Annotated in this window: 19 protein-coding genes; 8 read left to right on the top strand and 11 right to left on the bottom strand. The window is 72.6% G+C overall.

Translation table 11 applies throughout. The features are described from left to right. The first annotated feature begins 64 nt into the window (after positions 1 to 64). Positions 65 to 751 carry a hypothetical protein gene (locus BJ971_RS24695; protein ID WP_184995590.1) on the top strand — a complete coding sequence of 229 codons (687 nt, stop codon included), beginning with the start codon at positions 65 to 67 and terminating at the stop codon, positions 749 to 751. Between the two features lie 6 nt (positions 752 to 757). Here the strand turns inward: BJ971_RS24695 and BJ971_RS24690 are convergent, their stop codons facing one another. Genes BJ971_RS24690 through BJ971_RS24680 form a run of 3 tightly spaced genes read right to left on the bottom strand, consistent with a single transcriptional unit; the run spans position 758 to position 2,940 of the window. Further along, the gene (locus tag BJ971_RS24690; RefSeq protein ID WP_184995589.1) at positions 758 to 1,561 is read right to left on the bottom strand and encodes a hypothetical protein; all 804 of its coding nucleotides are present in this window, start codon (positions 1,559 to 1,561) and stop codon (positions 758 to 760) included. A 43-nt stretch (positions 1,562 to 1,604) separates the two neighbouring features. After that, a complete protein-coding gene (locus BJ971_RS24685) occupies positions 1,605 to 2,399 on the bottom strand; it encodes an alpha/beta hydrolase (protein ID WP_184995588.1) in 795 nt (264 codons plus the stop codon). A gap of 34 nt (positions 2,400 to 2,433) precedes the next feature. Continuing rightward, positions 2,434 to 2,940, bottom strand: a complete 507-nt coding sequence (locus tag BJ971_RS24680) for a MarR family winged helix-turn-helix transcriptional regulator (RefSeq protein ID WP_184995587.1) — start codon at positions 2,938 to 2,940, stop codon at positions 2,434 to 2,436. Between the two features lie 121 nt (positions 2,941 to 3,061). On the opposite strand from BJ971_RS24680, the gene BJ971_RS24675 reads away from it, so the two are divergent. Beyond that, complete coding sequence (locus BJ971_RS24675; protein ID WP_184995586.1) at positions 3,062 to 5,197, top strand: MMPL family transporter; 2,136 nt, start codon at positions 3,062 to 3,064, stop codon at positions 5,195 to 5,197. Between the two features lie 3 nt (positions 5,198 to 5,200). Here BJ971_RS24675 and BJ971_RS24670 read toward each other — a convergent pair whose 3' ends face one another. The 6 genes from BJ971_RS24670 to BJ971_RS24645 all read right to left on the bottom strand — a co-directional run bounded on the left by BJ971_RS24670 (position 5,201) and on the right by BJ971_RS24645 (position 10,881). Beyond that, positions 5,201 to 7,168 carry an Hsp70 family protein gene (locus BJ971_RS24670; RefSeq protein ID WP_184995585.1) on the bottom strand — a complete coding sequence of 656 codons (1,968 nt, stop codon included), beginning with the start codon at positions 7,166 to 7,168 and terminating at the stop codon, positions 5,201 to 5,203. Between the two features lie 119 nt (positions 7,169 to 7,287). Beyond that, a complete protein-coding gene (locus BJ971_RS41560) occupies positions 7,288 to 7,749 on the bottom strand; it encodes a DUF6325 family protein (protein WP_184995584.1) in 462 nt (153 codons plus the stop codon). Continuing rightward, the gene (locus BJ971_RS41555; protein WP_184995583.1) at positions 7,746 to 7,988 is read right to left on the bottom strand and encodes an SHOCT domain-containing protein; all 243 of its coding nucleotides are present in this window, start codon (positions 7,986 to 7,988) and stop codon (positions 7,746 to 7,748) included. Before BJ971_RS41555 ends, BJ971_RS41560 begins: the two co-directional genes overlap by 4 nt. A 3-nt stretch (positions 7,989 to 7,991) precedes the next feature. Continuing rightward, the gene (locus BJ971_RS41550) at positions 7,992 to 8,438 is read right to left on the bottom strand and encodes a hypothetical protein (RefSeq protein WP_184995582.1); all 447 of its coding nucleotides are present in this window, start codon (positions 8,436 to 8,438) and stop codon (positions 7,992 to 7,994) included. 113 nt (positions 8,439 to 8,551) lie between these two features. Further along, positions 8,552 to 9,550 (bottom strand): glycosyl hydrolase, encoded by a 999-nt coding sequence (locus tag BJ971_RS24650; protein WP_184995581.1) that lies wholly within the window; start codon positions 9,548 to 9,550, stop codon positions 8,552 to 8,554. Between the two features lie 137 nt (positions 9,551 to 9,687). After that, a complete protein-coding gene (locus BJ971_RS24645; RefSeq protein ID WP_184995580.1) occupies positions 9,688 to 10,881 on the bottom strand; it encodes an ROK family transcriptional regulator in 1,194 nt (397 codons plus the stop codon). Positions 10,882 to 11,078: 197 nt separating this feature from the next. Between BJ971_RS24645 and BJ971_RS24640 the strand changes: the two genes are divergently transcribed. From BJ971_RS24640 to BJ971_RS24620, 5 genes are read left to right on the top strand one after another with little or no spacing between them, the layout of a single operon-like run. Continuing rightward, positions 11,079 to 12,389 carry an ABC transporter substrate-binding protein gene (locus BJ971_RS24640; protein ID WP_184995579.1) on the top strand — a complete coding sequence of 437 codons (1,311 nt, stop codon included), beginning with the start codon at positions 11,079 to 11,081 and terminating at the stop codon, positions 12,387 to 12,389. Then, positions 12,386 to 13,243: a carbohydrate ABC transporter permease gene (locus tag BJ971_RS24635; protein WP_239087444.1), complete on the top strand. Its 858-nt coding sequence runs from the start codon at positions 12,386 to 12,388 to the stop codon at positions 13,241 to 13,243. Before BJ971_RS24640 ends, BJ971_RS24635 begins: the two co-directional genes overlap by 4 nt. Further along, positions 13,240 to 14,061, top strand: coding sequence for a carbohydrate ABC transporter permease (locus BJ971_RS24630; protein ID WP_184995577.1), 822 nt, complete (start codon positions 13,240 to 13,242; stop codon positions 14,059 to 14,061). The genes BJ971_RS24635 and BJ971_RS24630 overlap by 4 nt, the downstream gene beginning before the upstream one ends. 14 nt (positions 14,062 to 14,075) lie before the next feature. Continuing rightward, the gene (locus BJ971_RS24625; RefSeq protein WP_184995576.1) at positions 14,076 to 16,538 is read left to right on the top strand and encodes a glycoside hydrolase family 2 protein; all 2,463 of its coding nucleotides are present in this window, start codon (positions 14,076 to 14,078) and stop codon (positions 16,536 to 16,538) included. A gap of 4 nt (positions 16,539 to 16,542) precedes the next feature. Continuing rightward, positions 16,543 to 17,370: a LacI family DNA-binding transcriptional regulator gene (locus BJ971_RS24620; protein ID WP_184995575.1), complete on the top strand. Its 828-nt coding sequence runs from the start codon at positions 16,543 to 16,545 to the stop codon at positions 17,368 to 17,370. Here BJ971_RS24620 and BJ971_RS24615 read toward each other — a convergent pair. Then, on the bottom strand, positions 17,367 to 20,153 hold the full coding sequence (locus BJ971_RS24615) for an FAD-binding and (Fe-S)-binding domain-containing protein (RefSeq protein WP_239087445.1): 2,787 nt from the start codon (positions 20,151 to 20,153) through the stop codon (positions 17,367 to 17,369). The two genes, BJ971_RS24620 and BJ971_RS24615, sit on opposite strands and share 4 nt — an antisense overlap. Positions 20,154 to 20,169: 16 nt before the next feature. Between BJ971_RS24615 and BJ971_RS24610 the strand changes: the two genes are divergently transcribed. Beyond that, entirely contained in the window at positions 20,170 to 20,880 is a 711-nt protein-coding gene (locus BJ971_RS24610; RefSeq protein ID WP_184995573.1) for a GntR family transcriptional regulator, read from the top strand. On the opposite strand, the gene BJ971_RS24605 is transcribed toward BJ971_RS24610, so the two are convergent. Then, positions 20,833 to 21,240 carry a hypothetical protein gene (locus BJ971_RS24605; RefSeq protein ID WP_184995572.1) on the bottom strand — a complete coding sequence of 136 codons (408 nt, stop codon included), beginning with the start codon at positions 21,238 to 21,240 and terminating at the stop codon, positions 20,833 to 20,835. The genes BJ971_RS24610 and BJ971_RS24605 overlap by 48 nt on opposite strands. Positions 21,241 to 21,317 lie beyond the last annotated feature (77 nt).

Genomic DNA, 21,317 nt, shown 5'->3' with positions numbered 1-21,317 from the left:
ACTCAATGGAAATGGCGGCACGGACGCGACCAATATGTTCTTGGGCACCACCGACAATCAACCGTTGGTCTTCAAGACCAGAGGCTTCGAGCAGATGCGGATCGACCGCCTCGGGCGGGTAGGAGTCGGCACGTCGGATCCCAGCAAGACGCTCACGGTGTCCGGGCACGTCGAGGTGGCCGGAAGAATCTCCGGGTTCGGCACCTCCGAGGACGACTCCGTTTTCCGGGTCCGGCACACCGGCAAGGGCTTCGCGGGATTCTTCCACGGCAAGGTCGGCGTCGACGGCGACTTCAACGTCAATTCGAATATCGGCGTCCTGGGCGACATCAAGTTGGTCGGCGGCGCCGACCTGGCCGAGGAGTTCGACGTCGTCGGCGACGTCCCCGCCGACCCGGGAACCGTCGTGGTGCTGGTCGGCGGCGACAACGTGCAGGTCAGCGACAGGCCGTACGACCGGCGGGTGGCCGGCGTGGTCTCCGGCGCCGGCGACCTGCGACCGGGCCTGATTCTCGACCGACGGTCCGGGCCCGGCCGGCGCCCGCTCGCGCTGAGCGGCAAGGTCTGGTGCAAGGTCGACGCCGATCAGGGCGCCGTCGAGGTCGGCGACCTGCTCACCACGTCGCCGACGCCCGGACACGCGATGCGGGCCACGGACCGCGAGCGCTCCTTCGGCGCGGTGATCGGCAAGGCGCTCGGCCCGCTCGACTCGGGCCTCGGCCTGATCCGCGTCCTCGTCGCCCTTCAGTGACTAGGCCTAGGCGGAGAAACCCGCGGCGTTCGAGGTGAGGCCGGTCCGGACCCCGTGCGCCCGCACGACGTGGGCGGTCGGCTGAGCGCCGTGAACGAACCCGATGACGACGCTGTAGCCGCCGAGGGCGTCCGCGTTCACGACGGCGTGAAGGTGGATTCCCTCGATGATCTGCACCGGCTCCCCGGCGGCGAAGCCGCCACCGAAGATCCTCATCTCGGTCACGGTTCCGCCGGCCGGCCCGCTCGACGCCAGTTCGACCGAGCAGGTCGGCAGGAACGGGGGAGGAGGCGGCGGAGGCGGGGTCGGCCCCGGGCCGGTCACCGTGAACGCGAGACTGCGCACCACGATGGTGAATCCGTCGCTGGTGACGCCACTGCGGGCAATAACCGCCTGATAGTGGCCGGGCTCGTTGAACGTGGCCGGAATGATGGATCCCGAACCGATGTCATTGCCATTCGCCAGGGTCAGGGGTATCGCCGGCGGCAGCGGCACACCGTCCTTGAAGTAATTCAGTACGGTTTCGAGCGCATTGCCGGGCTGTGCGCTCACCTGAATGTTCGGCACGAACGGCGGCCGCCCGGACGCCGGCCCGACGAGCCGGGCGGACAATTCGAGCGACGACGGAAGACGCCCCAGCGCGCTGATCAAAGACCGCAGGGAGTGTCGCGCATCGGCCGGAATGCCGGGAACAAATGCCGCCACCGTTCTCGCGGTCGGCTCCCGCAGGGCCTGGCCGGCCCGGACGCCGGCACTCGTCAGCACGCCGGTGAATTGCACGACGTCCCTCAATGAATGAAGCTCGCGCATCAGGCTGCACCTTTCGGCGACGCACTCGGTGGCCTTCTCGATACTAGGTCCTCGCGGGGGTACCGACTTCGGCCGAGTGGGCGGCGATGAGGTCGAACGCCGCCGGCAGGCAGGTGCTCCAGTAGCCGAAGTTGTGGCCGCCGGCCGAGTACGTCCCGGCCGCCTTCGGCCGCGGCAGCGCCTTCTCGAGGGCGCGTACCTCGGGGAGCAGGCCGTCGTCGGTGCCGCACCAGAGCCCGACGGGCACGTCGCGAAGGCCGGCGGCCCGGGCGAACACGTCGTCGCCCGGGTGCACCGCGGGAGAGAACGCCGCCACGGCCCGGACGAAGCCCGGGAACGTTCCGGCCAGCAGCAGGGCGCCGTAGCCGCCCATCGACCAGCCGCAGACGGCGACGCGGGTGGTGTCGAAGCCCCGCTCGGCGCACCAGGCCGGGATCTCCTCGTGCACCATGCGCTGTGGATCGTCGGTGCCGGACGGGCGCCACGACAGGCGGTCGCCCGTCGCGCCGGCGAGGACGAACGGCGCGTTTCCCCGGCGTACCGAATCGCTCGCGAAGCGGCCGAGTCCCAGGCGGGGGAAGTCGGCCGCCGTGGTCGAGGCGCCGTGCAGGACCAGCAGCACCGGCAGGCCGCGCCCGTCGCCGTGCCCGGCGGGTACGGCGGTGTAGAAGTCGACGGTCCGGCCCCGGGCGGCGGAGCGGCGCCGGTCGAGTCGCTCGTCGCCGATCGGCGCGCCGGGGATCGTGGGCGGCGGCGCGGCGCGGCCGCGGTAGACGCCGCCCAGCGTCGCGATCGCGGCGGTGGCGCCGAGCGCGGTCAGCACCGTTCGTCGCCTCACTGGTCCTCCATCGCCGTGTTCAACGACGAAGGGCTCAGGCGGTGCCGCGCCGGGGCGCCTCGGCGCGCACGGCGTCCCGGTGCTCCCGCAGCGATGTGCTCATCGCCGCGATGAACCGGTGCACGGTCTCCAGTTCGTCGTCGGTGAAGTCCGCCATCACCGCGTCCGTGCGCCGCCCGAGCGGCTGGAAGAACTCCATGGCGAGGGCGGCGCCCTGCTCGGCGTAGTGCAGCAGGACCTTGCGCCGGTCGGCGGTGTCGCGGTCGCGGCGGATGTGGCCGGCGCGTTCGAGGCGGTCGATCAGGGCGGTCACGGATCCCGAGGAGAGGTTGAGCTGCTCGCCGAGGCGGCCGGGGGTGACCGGATCACCGACCAGTTCCGCGTCCATGACGGCGATCAGGGCGTGCAGGTCCGTCGGCCCCAGCCCGTGCAGGTTGGCGAAGGCGTGGCCGACGTGCTGGGCATCCGCCGCGTACTTCCGCAGGTCGTTGGTGACCTCGGCGACCAACTGGCCGCGCCGCGTGTCGCGCGGCCGGTACATGCCGTGCTCCGTGATCCTTTTCTCCTCCCGCCGGTTTGCAGCATAACTCAACCGTCGATAATCTCGATAAACGAGATACATGGCAGTCGAGATTTCTGCTCGCTCCAACCGTGAGGAAGTCATGTCCCTGTTCACCCACGTCGCCCGTGGCCGCCTGGCCGCCTGGCTCACCGTGGTCGCCGCGATCGTCGTCGGGGCCGCCGTCTTCGGGCTGCCGAGGCCCGCCAACCCCGACCCGGTGTCCGCCACCGGGCTGTCGGCGCAGTGGCAGTCGACCGTGGCCGAGCGGCTACAGGAGCAACTGCCCGACAGCGACGTCCAGCCCGCGCTCGTCGTCGCCGGCCGCTCCGACGGCGGGCCGCTCACCCCCGCCGACACCGAGGCGCTCGCCGCCCGGTCGCGGGACCTGAGCCGGTTCGCGGTCGGCGGAAAGGTCGCACCCCCGCAGGTCTCCCCGGACGGTAAGGTCGCGCTGATCGCGGTGCCGGTGTCCACCGCCGGCGGCCAGGAGCAGGTCGCCGACACGATCGAAGGAGTGCGCGCGGCGCTGGACGGCACCGGCGCGGGCCTGACCGTCGAGGTGACCGGCGGGCCGGCCTTCACCGCGGACCTGACAAAGGTCTTCGAGGGCGCGGACGCCACGCTGCTGATGGTGACCGCCGGCGTGGTGGCGCTCCTGCTGCTCATCACCTACCGCAGCCCGTTCCTGTGGATCATCCCGCTGGCCGTCGTCGCGGCCGCCGAGCAGCTGACCCTGCGCGCGATCGACACGATCGTGCCCGCCCTCGGCATCAACCTCCAGGCGGGCGCCGTCACCGGCATCGCCAGCGTGCTCGTCTTCGGCGCCGCCACCGACTACGCGCTGCTGCTCATCGCCCGCTACCGCGAGGAGCTGCGCCGGGAACCGGACCGCTTCGTCGCGATGCGCGCCACGCTGCGCCGCACCGCCGAGCCCATCCTGGCCAGTGGGTCGACGGTGGTGCTCGGCGTACTCACGCTGCTGCTGTCGGAGCAGGAGAACAACCGGGCCCTCGCCGTGGCGTGCGCGATCGGTGTCGTGTTCGCCATGCTGTCGGCCCTGCTCGTGCTCCCGGCCGCGCTGGTGATCTTCGGCCGGGGCCTGTTCTGGCCGTTCGTGCCCCACGCCGGCAGCGCGGCCCGGGAGGGCCGGCTCTGGGGCCGGCTCGGCACCGCCGTCGTGCGCCGGCCGGCGGCCGTCGCCGTCCTGTCGACGCTGCTGCTGGCCGGCCTCGCCCTCGGCGGCCTGGGCATCCGCACCGGCCTGTCGGAGACCGAGCAGTTCCGGGTAAAGCCGGAGGCGGTGGCCGGTGCGCAGACCCTCGCCAAGGCGTTCCCCGCCGGGACCACCCAGCCGGTCGCCGTGCTGACCAACCCGGCGGCGGTGGACGCGGTCAACCGGGCCGCCGCCGCGGTACCGGGCGTCGCGTCCGCACGCCAGGGCCGCGCCGGCGCCGCCGTCGCCCAGGTCGACGTGGTGCTGGAGGCCGAACCGGGAACCGGCGCGTCCGACCGGGCGGTCGAGGCGCTGCGGGCCGCGGTCGCCGCCGTTCCGGCCTCCGCGCCGCCGGCCGTCGAGGGCGCGGATCCGAGCACCGGCGCGGTGGTGGGCGGCAGCGTCGCCGCCACCTACGACACCGCCGAGGCCAACGGGCGGGACCTGCGGCTGATCCTGCCGGTCATCCTGCTGCTTGTCGCCGCCGTGCTGGTGCTGCTGCTGCGCGGCCTGCTCGCGCCGGCGCTGCTCGTGCTCACCGTCATCGCCTCGTTCTTCGCCAGCCTCGGCGCGGCGTGGCTGCTCTTCGATCACGTGCTCGGCTTCCCGGCGCTGGACAGCGGGGTCATCCTGCTCGCGTTCGTGTTCCTCGTGGCCCTCGGCGTCGACTACAACATCTTCCTGGTCACCCGGGCCCGCGAGGACGCGCGCCGGGCGGGCACCCGCGACGGGATGCTCTCCGCCCTGCGCGTCACCGGCGGCGTCATCACCAGCGCGGGGGTGCTGCTCGCCGCGGTCTTCGCCGTACTGGGCGTGCTGCCGCTGATCCTGCTGACCCAGATCGGCGTCATCGTCTGCATCGGCGTCCTGCTCGACACGCTGCTCGTGCGGACCGTCCTCGTGCCGGCGCTGGCGTTTCTGCTCGGCGAGCGCTTCTGGTGGCCGAATCGGGTTCGGGGCGCCGCCGGCGAGGCGGTCACCGCGGACGACCGGCCGCGCACCCTGCTCCTCAGCAGGCGGTGACCCTCAGCAGGTCACGGTGATCCGGTCGAACCGGGCGCGGAACGGGGTGGGCTTCGCCCCGAACTGCGCCCGGTTGAGCGCGGCCACGCCGACCCGGACGGTCTGCGGCAGGGTCATCTTCACGGTGGCCAGGTCGGCGAACGTCGGCTTGTCGGCCGGGCGCCACGAGCCGTGGACCGCGTCGCCCGACCGGGCCATCCGGAAGACGATCCGGGTGGCCGCGGTCTCGATCGGCCGCTGGCTGGGCAGCGGCCCGTGCGGCCGCAGATGCGTGCCGGCGTCGCTGTACTCGAAGCTCACCGTCCCGGTCGTCCTGCCGAAGCCGCGCTCCATCCGCACCCAGCTGGCCGGGCCGTTCCACAACAGCAGCCCGGCGCCCTGGTAGAACACGGCCGGGGACGCCTCCATCTCGGTCTCGAGGACGAAGTCTCCGGTGATCGGCCGCAGCAGCATCGGCGCGGTCGTGTTGGTCTTGTAGATGTCCGTACCCTCCGGGGCGTCCATCTCGGCCACCCCGCCGCCCACGGTGAGCGTCAGATCCTTCCGGGGCCGCTCCCAGGCGGGATCCACCGCGGTGCCGGCGAAGTCCTCGGTGAAGCCGCAGGTGGGTGCGCCGGAGGCGGGCGGCGGCGCGGCGGCCTGGCCGCGGTCGGCGCGCATCAGCCGCACGACGAGCGGGACGCTCACGGCGATCGCCAGGACGGCCGCGGCCGCGACCAGGATGAGGACGCGCCGCCGGCCCGAACCGGAACCGTCGGGCGAGGGCTCGGCCGGCGCGGCCCGGCCCACCGCGATGGGCCGGGTCGGCGGCGACTCCGGCGACTCCGGCGATGGAGCGGGCGGTTCCGGCGCCGGCGGGGCGGCCGATGGCGCCGGCGAGGAAGGCGGGGGCGCTTCCACCCGGGCGGCGGCGGGCGGGACGGTGCCGGTCAGGCGGGCCGCGCCGAGCGCGATGCTGTGCTCGGGGTTGGGGTCGACCACGACCGGCCGCTCGAACGCGGCGCCCACCAGCGCGCCGGCCAGCGGGATCCGCGCCGACCCGCCGGCAAGCAGCACCGCCCGCAGCTGCTCCGGGCCGACCCCGGCCGAGCGCAGCGCGCGCCCCAGCGCCCGCACCGTCTCCTCCATCGCCGGCGCGATCATCGCCTCGAACTCGTGCCGGGTCAGCCGCACCCGGGTGTGCAGGCCGGGCAGCGCCACCGGGATCATCACCTCGGTGTCGTAGGAGAGCGTCTCCTTGGCGTCCACACAGTCCCGCCGCAGCCGGGCGAGCGCCGCCACCAGCTCGGGGCCGTCCCCGGCCAGCCGTTCGGCCGGCAGGAGCCGGGTCACGTGGTCGAAGACCGCCTCGTCGAAGTCGGCCCCGCCGAGCTGCTCGATGCCCTCCGGCGTGCCGAGCAGCTCGAACCCGTCGGCGGTGCGGCGCAGCACGGCCGCGTCGAAGGTGCCGCCGCCCAGGTCGTAGACGGCCACTATGTCGCCGTCGTCCATGTGCTCGCCCGCCGCGTACGAGGCCGCGGCCGCCTCGGGCTCGCTGCGCAGCACCACCCGTGGCGCGTCGGCCATGCGCGCGGCCTGTTCCAGCAGGTCGCGCTTGTAGGGACCCCAGTTGGCCGGGCAGGTGAGCACGACCGAGCCGGGCGGGCCCTGCTCGTTCTTCGTGGCGACCGCCAGTACGTGCTCCAACTGGCGGGCGAGCAGCGCGTGCGCCGGATAGGGCGAGCCGCCGATCAGCAGCGGCACCGGGTCGCCGACCCGCCGCTTGAACTCGCGGGCCAGCCGCCCCGGCTGTTCCTCGCCGCGCCGCGTGGCCGGCTCGCCGACCAGCACCGGCCCGTCGGCCGGTAGGAAGATCACCGACGGGATCTCGGGACGCCGCCCGCCGAGCCGGAGCACCTCGATGGCGTCGCCGCGCCGCACGGCCGCCGCGGTCCAGGTGGTACCGAGGTCAACGCCCAGCCCGTAGGTCATCTCGCTCCGATCCGTGCCCCGGCGGGCCCCGGCCGGCGCCGAGCACTCAGCATCGGCCGGGGTGCCGGCACCGGCAAGGCCGCGACACACGGCTGCACCAAAGGCTGCCCGGGCAGACCCTAGGTGACCTCGCCGGCGAGCCGATCCAGGAGCTCCCGGTCGTCCGGGGCCAGCCACGTCTCGTCGAGCAGGCGGCCGCCGGCGCGCCGGACCGCGTGGACGAAGGGCTGCGCCCACAGGTGCTCGATGAGGGCGACCGCGGCGGCGCCGCCCGCGGGCACCGCGTCCTCAAGCGACCATGTGGCCGGGTCGGTCCCGCCCTGCCCGATCCGATGCCCGTCGCTCCCGGCCTCGTCCCCGGCTTCGCTGAGGAACGCGGTGGCCAGGCGGCCGAGGTCCGGCGCGGCGCCCGGCGGTGGCGGCAGCGTGTCGAGGTGGCCGTCCTCGGTGCGCGACACCAGCAGCACGTCGAGCAGCCGCACGACGCCCGCGTCCGCGAGCCTGGTCAGCTCGGCCAGGATCTCGCCGGACAACGACGCCTCGGGGAACCCGAGCACGAGTACCTGCACCGGACCGCTCACGGCGTCACCCGGGCCGCGAACTGCTGGTACTCCTCGGCCGTGAGCACGCCGGCGGCGAAGAGGTTCTGCAACGCGGCAAGTTGCTGGTCCGCGCGGGAGGTGGGCGCCGGGGGAGGCGGGGCCGGGCGCGGCTGGGGATGCGCCGCGGCGTACGCCTGAGCCGGGCTGAATCTGCCGCCGTAGTAGGGCACGTCGCCGGTCATGCCGGCGCGCAGCAGCTGCCTGGGCACCAACAGCATGGCCTACGAGTCCTTCGCCCCGAGCGCCGCCGAGATCTGCTCGATGGCGGCGGCCTCGTCGGGGCTCACGCTCTGCCCGTGCTCGCGGTGCGCCTCGGCCACCTTGTCGGCAAGTGCGAGCACGAAACGCCGGTACGCGTCCACCTCCTCGGGCGTGGCCTTGCCCTCCAGCAGCGCGACCGCGTCGCGCAGGTGCTGGAGTCCGTGCTCCTTCATCTCCTCGAAGGAGCGGTATCTCGTGTGGTCCGCCTGGGGTTTGGCCGCCGCGATCTCGTCGAGCAGCTCGCTCTCGCCGTGCAGCGCGCGTGCGTCCAGGTACGCCTTCGACATCGCGATCGTCTCGCGGAACGTTCCGCCGCGCGACGCCGTGATGACGATCAGGCCCGCGGTCGGCGGGCCCTCGAGCACTGACTTCCATTCCTCGGGCGTGAAGGCGCTCTTGGTGGTCATCGCAGCTCCCAATGGTCAGGCCATTGGCTCGAGGCTAGACGATCAGGGCCGGGTTCGGGGCAGAGTTGGGCGCGCCGCCCGTCGCGATGACGGGCGGCGCGCGGATCGATCGGCTAGAACCTGATCTCGCCCTGGTTGTACACCCGAGGCAGGAAGTACGCGTTCTGGATCTCCGCGTTGCTGTTGCTGCCGCGCAGCTGCTCGGACCAGATCATGAAGTAGGTCCACTTCGGCTGGCTGTCGAGCAGTGCCGCGGTGGGCACCTTGCCCATCTCGGCGAGCGCGATGGGCTTACCCGCGGCGATCGCCTGGATCTGCTGGTAGTCGCCGCTCGACGGGTGGTTCTTGTACCAGGCGTCGAGCGAGACGACGTCGACGTAGCCGGCGCCCGGGTAGTAGCCGGCCCAGCCGCCGGCCGGGTTGTCCTGCACGTTCCAGACCCAGATCAGGTTGGTCAGGCCCTGACTGTCGAAGTAGTCCTTCATCTGCTGGTAGATCTTCGCGCCGCCGTTGGCGCCGGGCCGGGCGCCCCACCAGTTCCAGCTCTCGTTCATCTCGTGGAACGGCCGCCAGAGCACCGGGACGCCGGCGTCCCTGAGCTGCCGCAGGTACGGGACGACGGCGGCCATCCGGCTGCGCCAGGTGGCGTTGAGGGCGGTGCCGCCGGTGACGATCTGCTGGAACTGTGCGTTGCTGATGCTGGTCTTGACGCCGCCGTCGAAGTTGCAGGTGGCGCCGACGGTGGGGGAGCAGGCGTGCCAGGTCAGCGCCACCAGTGAGCCGTTGGCCCACTCGGTCTTGGCCTGGTCGACGACCCGCTGTCGGTTGGCGACGTCGGCGGAGTTGAACATCATGTCGCCGCCCCAGAGGCCGGGCCACTGACCGGTGATGTCGTGTGCCTGCTGGGTGTACTGGCCGGGCGCGGAGGCGGGTTCCTTGTTGTGCTGGCCGCTGACGGTGTGGTTTCCGGTGATCGACCTCAGATAGTTGATCACGGTCTGTTTGGACGTGGCGGGGAACGCCAGCGCCGGGGTGGCGACCGAGGCGGCGGCGGTGGCCACCAGAGCGGCGACGGCCACCGTCGCCGTCAGCGCGCGGACGGGGATTCTCATGGGGAGGTTGTCCTCCTTCGGGGGAACGGCTCTCGTGCCGACAGCTTCGGGTAGCCGTTACGAACATGTCAATAGGTGAATTAATAATTTAAGTTTCAGCGGGTATCGATCAAGCCCGATGCGCGCGGGATGAGTGGTCAGACCTGGCCCGGGGTGTGGCCAGGCGCGACGGACGCCTGAACCACCAGCGCGGCGGCTCCGATGCCGGCCGCGTCACGGGGCTGCGCCGAGAGCTCCACGGTCACGCTGTGCCGCTGCCGGGAGTGTGCGGTCCGGTCGAGGTGCGCGCGCAGCCGGCGGGCGAAGATCGATCCCGCCCGTGCGACGCCGGGCCCGGTGAGCACGAGCCGGCCGAGATCCAGCAGGTTCACCATGGACGTCGCGGCCGCGCTCAGCCGCTCGGCCGCCTGGTCCAGCACCTGGTACGCGTCCGGGTCGCCGTAGACCGCGGCCCGGGCGATGGCGTCGTACGCGCTCGACTCGCTGCCGTCCAGGGCCAGCCGCGCGCGCAGGTCCGCACGCTCGCGGGCCGCCACCACGATCGCCCGCATCGACGCGTACCGCTCCACACAGCCCAGGTTGCCGCAGGGGCAGGAGCGTCCGGCGTAGTCGATGGACAGGTGGCCGAACTCGCCGGCGCCGAAGCTCGCCCCGCGGTACAGCGCGCCGCCGAACACGAAGCCGGCGCCGATCCCGGTCGACAGGTAGATGCAGCCGAAGGCCTGCTCGCGCGACACCCGGCGGCTCCAGAACTCGCCGAGCGCCGCGGCCGCCGCGTCGTTCTCCACCAGGATCGGCACGCCGAGGCGGCGTTCCAGCTCGGCACGCACGTCGCCGGGGTCGTCGCCGAGACCGGTCGCGGCCTGCGGCAGGCCGGGCCCGGGCGCCGGCCTGACGATGGCGAGGCCCTCGACGCGGTCGCGGGGCAGGCCCAGGCCGTCGGTGAAGTCCGCGAACCGCTCGGCCAGCCGGTCCGCCGCCCAGACCTCGTCGGGCAGGCGCGGTACCACCTCGCGGCCGACCACGCCGCCGGTGAGGTCGATCGCGACGCAGGTGACCGTGTCCGGCCCGAGGTTGAAGCCGACGCCGAACCGGTTGGCCGGGCTGATCGCGATGAGCTTGCGCCGCCGGCCCAGCACCGAGTCGGTCGAGCCGATCTCGTGGATGATGCCGTCGGCGATGAGATCGCGGACGATGTTGGAGATCGACGGCTGGGTGAGCCCGGTCAGCTCGGCGAGCTCGACCCGGCTGATGGCCACCGAGGACCGGACGACGTCGACGATCAGGGCGCGACTTCCCGGCCCGGCTGCGGGCGCTTCTCGACGAGCCATAGGGGTGCGTCTCCGGTTCGTTGCTGTCCGCTCCGCGCTAACTTACCGTCCCGGCGCGCGGCTCCGGCGGCGATGTGGTCGCTGGAGGATAAATTACTAATCTAATCTTGACAGCCTCGCGGCGACCGTCCCATGCTGGGCGCCCAAGCGGGCGGTGACGCATCCGCCCAGGCTGACATCGGCGGACGGATCCCAGCATGATCAATAGAAGGCACTTCATCGGTATCGGCGCGGCGGCCGCGCTCGCCCTGGCCTCCGGCTGCACCGGCGGCGCCGGCGACGAAAGCGAGACCGGCGACTTCTCCGGCGAGGTCAAGGGCGCCATCACGGTGCTGACCAACCGGACCGACCTGGTCGACACGACGTTCAAGGAGTACGCCAGGACCTTCGAGGCCCGGTTCCCCGGTACGAAGGTCACGTTCGAGGGCGTCACGAACTACGACAACGACGTCACCACCCAGCTCAGCGGCGGTGACTACGGCGACGTGCTGATGATCCCCGGCACCGTCGCCATCGACCAGTACCGCCAGTTCTTCGAGCCGCTCGGCACCGACACCGACCTCAAGGCGAAGTACCGGTTCACCGGCCCCGCGACGTACGAGGGCAAGGTGTACGGGCTGTCGCTTGGCGGCATCGCCAAGGGCTTCGTCATCAACAAGCGGATCTGGGCGCAGGCCGGGATCACCGCGCCGCCGAAGACGCCGGAGGAGTTCCTCGCGGGTCTCAAGGCCGTCGCCGGCAGGACCGGCGCCGTCCCGTACTACACCAACTACAAGGACGCCTGGCCGCTGAGCGAGTGGAACAACCACCGGGCCGTCCTGGCCGACCCGGCGATCAACGACAAGTTCCCGGCCGATGCCGCACCCTGGCAGCCGGGCAAGATCCAGTACCTCACCGACGGGCTGCTCTACGACGTCGTGAACAGCAAGCTCAGCGAGAAGGACCCGCTGACGACCAACTGGGAAGGCTCCAAGCCGATGATCGCCACCGGCAAGGTCGCGACCATGCTGCTCGGCTCCTGGGCGGTTCCGCAGATGCGGGCCGCCGCCGAGGCCGCCGGCGCGAACCCGGACGACATCGGCTTCTGGCCGTTCCCGTACCAGACCGGCGGCACCTTCCACGCCGCCATCGACGGCGACAAGCTGGCCGCGGTCAGCCGGAACTCCGAGAACAAGGCGACCGCCCGGGCGTTCCTCGACTGGTTCGTCAACGACTCCGGCTTCGCCGCGGACCAGCAGGCGATCCCGCCGGCGATCAGCCAGCCGCTGCCCGCCGGCCTGAAGGCCTTCCAGGACACCGGGGTCGAGCTGATGGAGGTGCCGGCGGCGACCACCAACGCCGGCAAGGAGGACGAGATCATCAAGGAGTCGGAGATCGACCTGAAGGGTGAGATCTACCGGCAGAAGCTCGTCGACATCGCCCGCGGCGCGGCCAGGGGCGACAAGGACTCGTACTTCGCCGAGCTGAACAAGCGGTGGAGCGCCGCGCAATCGCGGGTCATGCAGTGAGACGCGGTCCCTGGCTGTACCTGGCGCCCGCGCTGATCCTGCTGATCACCTTCACCTACGTGCCGGTCGCCAACATGCTGTGGTACAGCTTCCACAAGTGGGACGGCCTGGACGTCCACATGACCCCGGCGGGGTTCGGCAACTACGTCCGGGTCCTCACCGACGAGCAGTACTGGCGGGTCTTCCTGGTCAGCCTCTACTACCTCGCCGCGTCGTTCGCGCAGATCGCGATCGCCCTGTACTTCGCGGTCGTGCTCTCGTACAACGTCCGGTTCAAGAACCTGTTCAAGGGCATCCTGTTCTTCCCGTACCTGCTCAACGGCGTCGCGGTCGGCTTCGTCTTCCTCTACCTGTTCCAGCCCGGCGGCACCCTGGACACGATGCTGCGTGCGCTCGGGCTCGGCGAGCACACCCGGTACTGGCTGGGCGACCCGGACATCGCGAACCTCTCCCTGGCCGGCACGTCGGTGTGGCGGTTCACCGGGCTCAACTTCGTGCTGTTCCTCGGCGCGATCCAGTCGATACCCGGCGAGATCTACGAGGCGGCGGAGATCGACGGCGCGAACCGGTGGCACCAGTTCCGGCACATCATCGTTCCGGGCATCCGGCGCATCATCAGCCTGTCCTTCATCCTGGCGATCTCCGGCAGCCTCGCGGTCTTCGAGATCCCGTTCATCATGACCGGCGGCGCGAACGGCACCCGCACCTTCGTCGTCCAGGCGTACCAGACCGCCTTCCAGTTCCGGCAGATCGGCCTCGCCTCGGCCATGGCGGTCGTGCTGCTGCTGATCGTCCTGCTGGTCACCTGGGTACAGCGGCGCATCCTGCCCGACGACGAGGTGAGCCTGTCATGAGCGGGTTGGCTCGCACCGCGAAGTACCTCTCCCTCGTGCTGGCGTCGCTGGTCGTCCTCATCCCGCTCGTGGTCGTGCTGTTCGCCGCGCTCAAGACGCACGCGGAGTACAACTCGACGGGCCCGCTCACCCCGCCGCGGAACTGGCTCAACCTCGACAACTTCGTCACCGCCTGGACCGCCGGGAACATGCTGCGCGGCTTCTGGAACACCACGATCATCCTGGTGGTCTCGCTGACCGGCACGGTCCTGATCGGCACCCTCGCGGCATACGCGGTCAGCCGGTTCACGTTCGGTTTCAAGCGCCTGGTCCTCGGCCTCTTCCTGGTCGCCGCGCTGGTGCCCGGCGTCACCACGCAGGTGGCCACGTACCAGATCGTCAAGTCGATGGGCCTGGTCAACACCCAGTGGTCGGCCATCGTGCTGTTCCTGGGCACCGACATCGTGTCCATCTACATCTTCATGCAGTTCATGCAGTCGATCCCGCGGAGCCTGGACCAGGCCGCGATGATCGACGGCGCCGGCCGGTTCACCGTCTACCGCCGGATCATCCTGCCGCTGATGAAGCCGGCCATCGCCACCGTGGTGATCATCAAGGGCATCGCCATCTACAACGAGTTCTACATCCCGTTCCTCTACATGCGATCGCCCGGCCTCAGCGTCATCTCGACCGCGCTGTTCCGCTTCAAGGGCCCGTACGGCGCGCAGTGGGAGGCGATCGCCGCCTGCACGATGATCGTCCTCCTGCCGACTGTCGTGATCTTCCTGCTGCTCCAGCGCTTCATCTACAACGGCATCACCGCCGGAGCCACCAAATGACGAAGGACGTGCATATGCCGCAGACGCGAGACCTCGGCGGATCCTGGGAGCTGCGGGCCGACGGCGCGCTTCCCGAGCAGGCCCGGTCGCTGGCCGGGGTCGCCGTGCCGGCGGTCGTACCGGGCTGCGTCCACGTCGACCTGCTGAACGACGGCCGGCTGCCGGACCCGTTCCGGGACGACAACGAGAAGGCGGTCGCCTGGGTCGGGCGCACCGACTGGCGGTACACCCGCGAGGTGGCCTGGACCGGTGACCCGCACGAGCGCATCGACCTGGTGTTCGACGGCCTCGACACGGTGGCGGCCGTCGAGCTGGGCGGCGACGCGCTGGGCGCCACCCGCAACATGCACCGCGGCTACCGGTACGACGTCACCGCCCTGAACGACGGCGTCGCGCGGCCGCTGACCGTGCGGTTCACCTCCGCGTACACCGAGGCCGAGCAGGTCCGCGACCTGCTCGGTGCCCGCGCGAACGCCTACCCCGAGCCGTTCAACTTCATCCGCAAGATGGCCTGCGGCTTCGGCTGGGACTGGGGCCCGACCCTGGTCACCGCCGGCATCTGGCGCCCGGCCCGCCTGGAGGCCTGGAGCGTCGCCCGGCTGGCCTCCGTCCGTCCCCTGGGGACCTGGTCCGGCGGCGAGGGCCGCCTGGACCTGACGGTCGAGGCCGAGCGCCTGCACGACACGCACCTGACCGTGCGGGTTCTCCTGGACGGACGCGAGGTGGCGCGCGGCGAACTGCCGCCCGGCGACTCCCGGTGGGTGATCGGCACGACCGTCGCCGGCGTACGGCCGTGGGCCCCGATCGGCTACGGCGAGCCCACCCTGTACGACCTCACCGTCGAACTGTCCGCCGGTGACGTGCTCCTGGACCGCTGGCGGCGGCGCACCGGCTTCCGCGGCGTGACCATCGACCGCGGCCCGGACGCGGCCGGCTCCCGGTTCGTGATCGGGATCAACGGCGAGCCCGTGCTGGTCAAGGGCGTCAACTGGATCCCGGACGACATCTTCCCGTCCCGGATGACCCGGGAGCGCTACCGGCGCCGGCTGCGGGAGGCCGCCGACGCCGGCGTCAACCTGATCCGGGTGTGGGGCGGCGGGATCTACGAGGACCGCGCCTTCTACGAGGCGGCCGACGAGCTGGGCCTGATGGTGTGGCAGGACTTTCTGTTCGCCTGCGCCTGCTATCCGGAGGAGGAGCCGCTCTACTCCGAGGTGCTCGCCGAGGCCCGGGAGAACGTGGCCCGCCTCGCGCCGCACCCCAGCCTGATCACGTGGTGCGGCAACAACGAGAACCTGTGGCTGCGCGGGGCGATGCGCTGGAACCAGGCGGAGGGCGGAGACCTGACCTGGGGCGAGCGGTACTACCTGGAGACGCTGCCGCGGGTGGTCGCCGAGCTCGACCCGTCGCGCCCGTACCAGGCCGGCAGCCCGTGGTCCGGCTCGTGGGAGCACCCGCCCAACGACACCGGCCACGGGACGTTCCACTCGTGGGAGGTGTGGAACCGCGAGGACTACGCCGACTATCGCGACTCGGCGCCCCGGTTCGTCGCCGAGTTCGGCTGGCAGGCGCCGCCGGCCTGGACCACGCTGCGCGACGCGGTCTCCGACGACCCGATGCTGCCGGACTCGCCGGGCGTGCTGCACCACCAGAAGGCCGAGGACGGCAACGGCAAACTGGCCCGCGGCCTGGCACCGCACTTCGGGGCGCCGGTGGGCACCGAGGCCTGGCACTACCTGACCCAGCTCAACCAGGTGCGGGCGATCCGGACCGGGGTCGAGCACTGGCGCTCGCACTGGCCGCACACCGGCGGCACGATCCTCTGGCAGCTCAACGACCTGTGGCCGGTCACCTCGTGGGCGGCGATCGACGGCGCCGGGCGGTACAAGCCGCTCTACTTCGAGCTCAAGTCCCTGTACGCGCCGCGCGGGCTGACCGTGCAGCCGCGCGCGGGCGGCCTTGTCGTCGCGGTGCTCAACGACAGCCCGGAGCCCTGGTCCGGGCGGCTGGCCGTGCGGCGGCGCACCGCTGCCGGTGAACCGCGGGCGGCGTGGGCCGCGCGGGTCGACGTGCCCGCCCGGCGGGTGTCGACCGTGGAGATCCCGGCGCACGTGACCGCGCTCGGGGACGGGGAACTGCTGGTGGCGGAGCTCGACGCGGCACGGGCGCTGTGGTTCGGCGTACGGGACAAGGATTTCGCGTATCCCGCCGCGGGCCTGACCGTGACCGCTGACCCGGCACCCGGTGGTCTTGACGTGCGGATTCAGGCTGCGGGCCTGGCGCGGGACGTGCTGCTACAAGCCGACCGGATCCATCCGGAGGCGGTCGCCGACCGCGGTTTCCTCACGCTGCTGCCCGGCGAGTCGGCGACCGTGCGGGTGCGCGGCCCGTTCGAGCCGGACCCGGCGCTGCTCAAGGCGCCCTGGGTGATCACCGACCTGGCCTCGGTCCTGCGCCTCGGCCTGGCGGTACGGTAGCGCGGTGACACAGGCGCAACGACGGGTCGGGCTGGTGCTGGCCCGCGCCTCGCGGGTGCTGGGCGAGGAGCCGTATTACCACGAGTTCCTCGAGGGGCTCGAGCGCGTGCTCACCCCGGCCGGGGTCTCGGTGCTGGTCAAGGTCGTCACCGACCGGGACGCCGAGAAGCAGGCCTACGAACGCTGGGCCGCCGACGAGCGGGTCGACGGCGTCGTGCTCGTCGACCTGACGCCCGAGGACGACCGGGTGGCCCTGGTGCACCGGCTGGGGCTGCCCGCGGTGGTGATCGGCGCGCCGTCGACCGCGTCGGGCCTGCCGACGGTCTGGACCGACGACGCCGGGTTCGCCCGGGAGGTGGTCGGGTTCCTGGCCGAGCGGGGGCACGAGGTGATCGGGCACATCAGCGGCCCGATGTCGTTCGTGCACACCCAGCTGCGCCGCGAGGGCACCGAGGCCGAGGCCGCCGCGCGCGGCGTGCGGCTGCTGCACGGCGAGGGCGACTACTCGTACGAGTCGGGCCGCGCCGTGACCTCCGGCCTGCTCGGCGGCGGCCCGACCGCGATCGTCTGCGACAACGACCTGATGGCCCTCGCCGTGCTGGACGAGCTGCGCGAGCGCGACCTGGCGGTGCCGCACGACATCTCGGTGGTCGCCTGGGACGACTCCGCCCTGTGCCAGCTCGCCGTGCCGCCGCTGTCGGCGATGAGCCACGACGTGGGCCGCATCGGCGAGCTGGCGGCCCGGGCCCTGCTCGACGCGCTGGCCGGCGCGGCACCCGAGGTCTACCGGGCGCCGACCGCGCACCTGGTGGCCCGCGAGAGCACCCGCTAACGGTCCAGCAGCTGGGCCAGGTGCACGGCCGGGCGACCCCGCAGATCGGCGACTTGGGTGCGGCAGGAGAAGCCGTCGGCGAGGACCACCGCGTCGGGTGCGGCGTCCAGGGCGGGCAGCAGGTTCTGCTCGGCGACGGCGACGGAGACCTCGTAGTGGCCCAGCTCGACGCCGAAGTTGCCGGCCAGGCCGCAGCAGCCGGCCAGCCGCCGCACCCGGGCGCCGGCGGCGGCGAGCAGGTCGGCGTCGGCCTTCCAGCCCAGGACGGCGTGGTGGTGGCAGTGCGGCTGGGCGACGAGGTCGACGCCGGACAGGTCCGGCGGCGTCCAGTCCGGCGTCTTGGCGAGCAGCTCGGCGAGGGTGTGCACGGAGCCGGCGACCAGCGCGGCGTCGGCGTCGCCGGGCAGCAGCTCGTGGACGTCGGAGCGCAGCACCGCCGTGCAGGACGGCTCGATGCCCACGATCGGGACGCCGTCGCGGGCGTCGGCGGCGAGCGTGGCGACCGTGCGCGAGAGGATCTTCCGCGCCGAGTCGAGCTGGCCGGTGGTGATCCAGGTCAGGCCGCAGCACACCGAGCCGGACGGCAGCCGCGGCTCGTAGCCGGCCGCGCGCAGTACCCGTACCGTCGCCTCGGCGACCTCGGGTGAGAAGGCGTCGGAGAAGGAGTCGGCGAAGAGCACCACCGGCTTGCGGCCCTGCGCCGCGGCCGGGGTGAAGCCGCGCCGGAACGGCCGGCGGGCGAAGGCCGGCACGGAGCGCCGCCGGTCGACGCCGGCCAGCCAGAGGGCGAGGCGGCCGAGGCCGGGCAGCCGGACCGCCGCGTTCGCCAGCCGCGGCGTCCACCCGGCCAGGCGGGCCCAGAACGGCAGCCGGCCGAGCGTGTAGTGCGAGCGCGGCCGCAGCCGTCCCCGGTAGCTCTGGTGCAGCACCTCGGACTTGTAGGTGGCCATGTCGACGCCGGTCGGGCAGTCGGAGGCGCAGCCCTTGCAGGACAGGCAGAGGTCCATCGCGTCGTGCACCGACGGGTGCGACCAGGGCAGCTCGCCGCGCACGACCTCCTGGAGGATCCGGGCGCGTCCCCGGGTGGAGTCCTTCTCCTCGCGGGTGGCCAGGTAGGACGGGCACATGACGCCGCCGGCGGCGGAGTTGTCGGCGCGGCACTTGCCGACGCCGGTGCAGCGGTGCACGGCCTGGCCGAGGTCGCCGTCGTCGTGCGGGTACGCCATCGCGAGCCGCTGGAGCGGGAAGCGCCCGGCGGGCCTGATGTCGGCGTCGACCGGGTCCGGCTCGACAAGGACGCCCGGGTTGAGCAGGTTGCCGGGGTCGAACGCGTGCTTGATCCCCGCGAACAGGGCGATGGCGTCCGCGGAGTACATGTGTGGCAGCAGCTCCGAGCGGGCCCGGCCGTCGCCGTGCTCGCCGGAGAGCGAGCCGCCGAACTCGCCGACGAGCTTGGCCGCGTCGGTGAGGAACTCGCGCAGCACCGCCGTCCCGCCGGGCCGGTCGAGCGGGTAGTCGAGCCGCACGTGCATGCACCCGTCGCCGAAGTGGCCGAACGGCGCGGACGTCATGCCGTAGGAGGAGACGAGGTCGTCGAAGCGCGCGAGGTAGGCGCCGAGCCGCTCCGGCGGCACGGCGGCGTCCTCCCAGCCGGGCCAGGCGGGCTTGTCCGACGGCGCCCGGCCGGCCAGGCCCGCGCCGTCCTCGCGGATGCGCCACAGCCGGGCCTGGGTGGCGGGGTCCTCGACGACGAGGGCCTCGCCGATGCCGTCGGCCGCCAGCTTCCGGGCCCGCGCGGCCACCTCGCCGTGCTCCTCGCCGGCCAGCTCGACGAAGAGCCAGGCCGCGCCGCGGGGCAGCGGCGGGACGGCGTCCGGGCCGCGGCGGGCGCGCAGCACGTCGACCAGGCGCGAGTCGAGCCCCTCGCAGGAGGTGGGCCCGTGCGCGACCACGGCCGGTGCCGCCTCGCCGGCCGCGATGATGTCCGGGAAGCCGAGCACGACGACGACCCGGACCGGGGCGTCGACGACCAGCTTCACGGTCGCCTGGGTGATGACCGCAAGGGTGCCCTCGGAGCCGACGAGCGCCCGGCCGAGGTCGAAGCGCTCGGGCAGCAGATGCTGCACCGCGTAGCCGGACACCTGGCGGCCGAACCGGTCGAACTCGGTCCGGGCGGTGGCCAGGCGCGCGCCGACGACGTCCCGCAGGCCGGCGACGAGGGAGTCGGCACCCCGGGCGAAGGCGGCGCCCCGGTCGTCGTAGCCGGTGACGAGGCGGTCACCGGCCGCGGTCAGCAGCTCGAGCCCGGCCACGTTGTCGGAGGTCCGGCCGTAGGCGAGCGACCGCGAGCCGCAGGCGTTGTTGCCGATCATCCCGCCGATGGTGCAGCGCGGATGGGTGGACGGGTCCGGCCCGAAGCGGACGCCGTGCGGCATTACCGCCTTTTGCAGCACGGCGTGCACGGTGCCGGGCTCGACCACCGCGGTGCGCGCGGCGGGGTCGACGTCGAGCACCCGGTTGAGGTGGCGGGAGAAGTCCAGCACGATGCCCCGGCCGACGGCGTTGCCGGCCACCGACGTGCCGGCGCCGCGGGAGGTGAGCGGCACCCCGGTCTCGCGGGCGACGGCGAGCGCCGCGGCGACCTCGTCGACGTGCCGGGGCCGCACCACTGCGAGGGGGGGAATCCGGTACAGCGAGGCGTCGGAGGAGTACATCCCCAGCGTGCCGGCGTCGGCACGCACCTCGAGCCCGGCCTTCCGCAGGGCTTCCACCACTCCGCTCATGAGTAACATGTTACTCATGCCTGAGCTCGCCCTGCCGCCGGACGCGCACAGCCTCGCCGACGCCGTCGCCCGGGCCGTCCGGGACGGCGTCGCCGCCGGCGAGCTCGTGCCCGGCACGACCTACTCCGTCTACCAGCTCGCTGACCTGCTCGGCGTGTCCCGCAGCCCCGCCCGCGAGGGCCTGCTCCGCCTCGCCGAGGCAGGGCTCATCGAGATCCACCGCAACCGCGGCTTCCGCGTCCTGCTGCCGGGCCCGCACGACATCGAGGAGATCGTCGAGATCCGCCTCGCCCTCGAACCGCCCGCCGCCCGCCACGCCGCCGAGCGGGGCACCGACGAGCAGCACCGCACCATCCGATCCGCCCTGGAGACGATGGCGGCCGCGGCCGGGCGCGGCGACGACGCGTCCTTCTGGCCGGCCGACCGCGCCCTGCACGACCTGCTGCTGCGCGCCTCGGGCCGGCACCGCACCGCCGCCATCGTCGAGCGGCTGCGCACCACCACCGCCCTGCTCGGCCCGCCGACCACCGCCAGCGGCCGCACCCTGCCGGAGATCCACGCCGAGCACGAGCCGGTGGTCACCGCCGTCCTGGCCCGCGACGGCGCCGCCGCCGAGGCCGCCATGCGCACCCACCTCGAAGCCACCCGGGACCTGCTTGTGGGAAACCTGCTCCGCGGCTCACTCGCCGTCGCACCCGGAGGTGTCGATCGACCGCGAGCCGGGTAGCGCCTTCTCCATCCAGGCCAGCTCCGAGTCGATGTCGGCCCCGGTGAAGAGATCGACATCGCCCTTGGCCGCGTCGTGCACCACCACCAGGACCCGATCGCCGCGGGCCGGGCCGGCGCCCGTTCCGCTGACCGAGAGCACCGCCGGCCCGTTCTCCGGCTTCAGGTACCGCGCCGCGTCGACCTTCACCGCGAATTGATCGCCCAGCCGGCTCGCCGACGTCACGTTTCCCACCGCGATGATCTCGGCGCAGGCCACCAGGCCCGGCAGGCTCCGGCTTTCCGAACTGTCGGCCGGTCCGCTCCCGCTCACCGCGTAGCCGCCGGCCAGGGCGATCCCCACCCCGGCGGCCGCCGCCAAGATCCAAGGTCCAAACCTTATTCCCCTACGCGTCAACGAGGCGGGAGCCTGCTCGTCGGTACTGCCGCGTGCGTCCT

The sequence above is a fragment of the Amorphoplanes digitatis genome (assembly GCF_014205335.1).
In the GTDB taxonomy this organism is placed as follows: Bacteria; Actinomycetota; Actinomycetes; order Mycobacteriales; family Micromonosporaceae; genus Actinoplanes; species Actinoplanes digitatus.
Note: the sequence above shows the minus strand (reverse complement) of the source record. Positions and strands in the feature narration are given on the sequence as shown.

Bases quoted from the DNA above. Each gene is read 5' to 3' on its own strand.
- BJ971_RS24690 (WP_184995589.1), bottom strand. From the start codon at position 1,561: ATGCGCGAGCTTCATTCATTGAGGGACGTCGTGCAATTCACCGGCGTG.
- BJ971_RS24680 (WP_184995587.1), bottom strand. From the start codon at position 2,940: ATGTACCGGCCGCGCGACACGCGGCGCGGCCAGTTGGTCGCCGAGGTC.
- BJ971_RS24675 (WP_184995586.1), top strand. From the start codon at position 3,062: ATGTCCCTGTTCACCCACGTCGCCCGTGGCCGCCTGGCCGCCTGGCTC.
- BJ971_RS24670 (WP_184995585.1), bottom strand. From the start codon at position 7,168: ATGACCTACGGGCTGGGCGTTGACCTCGGTACCACCTGGACCGCGGCG.
- BJ971_RS41555 (WP_184995583.1), bottom strand. From the start codon at position 7,988: ATGCTGTTGGTGCCCAGGCAGCTGCTGCGCGCCGGCATGACCGGCGAC.
- BJ971_RS41550 (WP_184995582.1), bottom strand. From the start codon at position 8,438: ATGACCACCAAGAGCGCCTTCACGCCCGAGGAATGGAAGTCAGTGCTC.
- BJ971_RS24650 (WP_184995581.1), bottom strand. From the start codon at position 9,550: ATGAGAATCCCCGTCCGCGCGCTGACGGCGACGGTGGCCGTCGCCGCT.
- BJ971_RS24645 (WP_184995580.1), bottom strand. From the start codon at position 10,881: ATGGCTCGTCGAGAAGCGCCCGCAGCCGGGCCGGGAAGTCGCGCCCTG.
- BJ971_RS24640 (WP_184995579.1), top strand. From the start codon at position 11,079: ATGATCAATAGAAGGCACTTCATCGGTATCGGCGCGGCGGCCGCGCTC.
- BJ971_RS24630 (WP_184995577.1), top strand. From the start codon at position 13,240: ATGAGCGGGTTGGCTCGCACCGCGAAGTACCTCTCCCTCGTGCTGGCG.
- BJ971_RS24625 (WP_184995576.1), top strand. From the start codon at position 14,076: ATGCCGCAGACGCGAGACCTCGGCGGATCCTGGGAGCTGCGGGCCGAC.
- BJ971_RS24615 (WP_239087445.1), bottom strand. From the start codon at position 20,153: ATGAGCGGAGTGGTGGAAGCCCTGCGGAAGGCCGGGCTCGAGGTGCGT.
- BJ971_RS24610 (WP_184995573.1), top strand. From the start codon at position 20,170: ATGCCTGAGCTCGCCCTGCCGCCGGACGCGCACAGCCTCGCCGACGCC.